This window comes from Flavobacterium sp., from assembly GCF_046155325.1.
Lineage (GTDB): Bacteria > Bacteroidota > Bacteroidia > Flavobacteriales > Flavobacteriaceae > Flavobacterium.
This window is the reverse complement of sequence record NZ_JBJXDQ010000197.1, coordinates 1-4,067: the sequence shown is the minus strand read 5'-3', so window position 1 is coordinate 4,067 and position 4,067 is coordinate 1. Positions and strand designations below refer to the sequence as shown.

At 29.2% G+C, this 4,067-nt stretch carries 1 protein-coding gene; it reads left to right on the top strand.

The window, feature by feature from the left end; genetic code table 11:
- Positions 1-78: 78 nt before the first annotated feature.
- Positions 79-4,067: type II CRISPR RNA-guided endonuclease Cas9 (gene cas9 / locus ACKVOD_RS13035; protein ID WP_409209902.1), on the top strand; the 3,989-nt coding region annotated here is incomplete at its 3' end.

Below are 4,067 nucleotides of genomic sequence, written 5' to 3'. Positions count from 1 at the left end.
AATATAAGAATTATTTTATATTTAAATTTAAGAATTATTTTACAATAATTAAAATGCATTAATAAAATACACATCAAAATGAAAAAAATATTAGGATTGGATTTGGGGACGAATAGCATTGGGTGGGCATTAACAAATAATGACTTCGACAATAAAATAGGAAATATAGAAGGATTAGGAAGTCGGATAATCCCTATGAGTCAGGATGTTCTTGGTAAATTTGACAGTGGAGTTTCTATTTCACAAACAGCTGAAAGAACAAAATATCGAGGAACAAGAAGATTAGTACAACGTTTTTTATTACGGAGAGAAAGACTTCATAGAGTATTAAATATTCTTGATTTACTACCTCAACATTATTCTGAAGCAATCGATTTTGACGAAAAATTTGGGCAATTTAAACCAGAAAGAGAAGAAAAATTATCTTTTTATAAAAATGACAGCGGTAAAAATCAATTTTTATTTTTAGATAGTCATCAAGAAATGCTTTCAGAATTCAAATTGATATATCCAGATTTAAAACAAATCCCTTATGATTGGACAATCTATTATTTAAGAAAAAAAGCATTAACAGAAAAAATAAGTAAAGAAGAATTGGCTTGGATACTATTGAATTTCAATCAAAAAAGGGGTTATTATCAATTACGTGGAGAAGAGCAAGAAATAAACAAAAATAAATTAGAAGAATTTCATACTCTATCCGTTGTTGAAGTAATTGAAAGAGAAAAAGGGAAATCAGGAATTTGGTATAACGTAATTCTTGAAAACGGTTGGATTTACAAGCGAGAAAGCAAAATTGCATTGTTTGACTGGGTTGGCAAACAAAAGAACTTTATTGTTACGACTGAATTAAATGATGACGGAACTATTAAACTCAATAAAGACGATGAGGAAAAGAGGAGTTTTAGATCTCCGAAAGAAGACGATTGGGGATTAGTAAAAATTAGAACAGAACAAACCATAAATCAAAGTGAGAAATCGGTTGGCACTTATATTTATGAAAATTTACTAAAAAACCCAAATCAAAAAATAAAAGGTGAATTAGTTCGAACAATTGAAAGAAAGTTTTATAAAGAGGAACTATCTAAAATTCTTAAAACCCAAATTGCATTTCATAATGAAATTTTAAGCGACAGAAATCTTTACAAAAAATGTATTGATGAACTGTATAAACACAATGATTCTCATAAAAACAACATTAAAGACAGAAGTTTTGAATACTTGTTTTTGGATGATATCATCTTTTATCAGCGTCCACTTAAAAGTAAAACTTCGTTAATTAGTGATTGTAGTTTGGAATTCAGTCCTATTAAAGACAAAAAAGGTGTTTTAGTAAAAGATGCTAACGGAAAGCAAATTGTAAAACCTTTGAAATGTATTGCAAGATCGAATCCTATTTTTCAGGAATTCCGCTTATTACAATTTGTAAAGAATCTTAAAATTTACAAAAAAGAAATTGCAAATGATATTGATGTAACAATTGATTATTTAACAACCGAAGAAGATTTAATAGAATTGTTCCATTGGCTAAATGACAAATCCGAAGTAAGTCAAAAACAATTTTTAGCTTACCCGAAATTCAAATTAAAAGAAGATAAATTCAGATGGAATTTTGTGGAAGACAAAATCTATCCTTGTAATGAAACAAGAAATCAGTTTTTGAATGCAATTGCAAAAATTGATGTGGATAAAACATTTTTTGATTTTAAAAATACCCAAGATTTGTGGCATATTTTATATTCCGTTACCGATAAAATTGAAATTACAAAAGCTATCACAACTTTTTCAAAACGACATAATTTATCGGATGAATTTATAGCAAATTTTTCAAAATTAAAACCTTATAAAAAAGATTATGGTTCTTATTCAGAAAAAGCAATAAAAAAATTATTGACTTTAATGCGTTTTGGAAGTAATTGGAATGAAAATAACATTGATACAAAAACACAGGCTAGAATTGACAAAATACAAACAGGAGAATTTGATGAAAATATGAGAAATCGAGTTCGAGAAAAAGCAATTCATTTAAGCAAAACTTCAGATTTTCAAGGTTTGCCTTTGTGGTTAGTATCTTATATTATTTACGACCGACACAGCGAAGCGAGTGATATTTCAAAATGGAAAACCCCTGCGGATATTGAACACTTTTTAAAACACGATTTCAAACAACATTCTCTTAGAAATCCAATTGTAGAGCAAGTTATTACAGAAACATTGCGAGTTGTAAAAGATATTTGGCAACATTACGGAGAAGGTACAGCAAATTTCTTTGATGAAATTCACATTGAATTGGGACGTGAAATGAAAAATCCAGCCGAAAAGAGAAAACAAATGACAAATCAGATTTCTCAAAACGAAAATACAAACTTGCGAATCAAAGCCATTTTAACGGAATTAAAAAATGATGGAATTAATGATGTTCGTCCTTATTCGCCAAGTCAACAAGAGATTTTAAAAATATATGAAGAAGGTATTTATAGCAGTGAAAATAGAAAAGACAAGCTAGAAGAAGTTGATAAAATTAGAAAAAATGCAAAACCAACAACTTCCGAAATTACCAAATACAAACTTTGGCTAGAACAAGGTTATATTTCGCCATATACTGGAAAAATCATTCCTTTAAGTGACCTTTTTACAACCAAATATCAAATCGAACACATTATTCCACAATCCAGATTGTTTGATGATTCCTTATCAAATAAAGTTATTTGTGAATCGGAAGTCAATGAACTTAAAAGTAATATGACTGCTCTAGAATTTATTCTAAAAAATGAAGATAGAATTGTAACCTTAACTGGAGGTAAAACAGTTAAAGTTTTTACTAAAGAAGCTTATAACCAACACATAACGAGCTATTATAGCAAAAACAAAAACAAGCAAAAACGATTGTTAAGTGAAGAAATTCCTGAACAGTTTATAGAAAGACAATTAAACGACACCAAATACATTAGTAAAATTGTAAAGAATCTTTTAAGTAAAATAGTTCGTGAAGAGGACGAACAAGAAGTAACTTCAAAACATGTTGTTTCCTTAAATGGTTCCATTACATCAAAAATGAAACAAGATTGGGGTTTAAATGATGTTTGGAATAATATTGTTACACCACGATTTGAGCGTTTGAATGCAATTACAAATTCTAATGATTTTGGTAAATTGGAACTCAAAAAAGACGAATTCGGAAACGCTGGAAAACAAGTTTTTCAAACCACAGTACCAGATGCAATTGCAAAAGGATTCACTAAAAAAAGAATTGACCATCGCCATCACGCTATGGACGCATTGGTAATTGCCTGTGTAAATAGAACACATATCAACTATTTAAACAATCTAAATGCTAGAGACGAAAGTCTAAAAATTGTCAAACATGAATTAAGAAATAAAATCTGTTTCAAAACAAAACCAGACTTAAACGGAAATTATAAATGGGAATTCCATAAGCCTTGGGAAGGCTTTACAAAAAAAGTAGAAGAGGAATTAAATAAAACTATCGTCAGTTTCAAACAAAACACAAGAGTTATCAATAAAACGGTAAATAAATACCAAGTTTGGAAAGAGGAGGATGGAGCAATAAAAAAAGTCACAGTTAAACAAACAAAAGGCGATAATTGGGCAATTAGAAAACCAATGCACGCAGAAACAGTAAGTGGAAAAGTGTTTCTAAAACGAATCAAACAAAGTCATATTACTATTGCAAATGCTATTGAACAAATAGAGTTGATTGTTGACAAGGAAGTTAAAAAACAATTGGCGGCAAAAATCAAACAATATCCAAACAATCCTGAAGGATTACGAAAACATCTTAAAGCGTTTCCTATTATGATAAATGGAAAAGCAATTGATAAAATACAGATATATGAAACTATTCAAGCCACGGCAACCCGAAAAACACTTGACAACACTTTTGATGAAAAAAGAATTGAAAAAATAACGGATACAGGAATTCAAAAAATACTATTAAATCATCTTAAAAATGAAATGTATCAAAATGCAGTTGACGAAAATGGAAAAAAAGTTCCAGCTCATGAAGTTGCTTTTTCTGAAAGTGGTTTAGATGAATTAAATAAAAA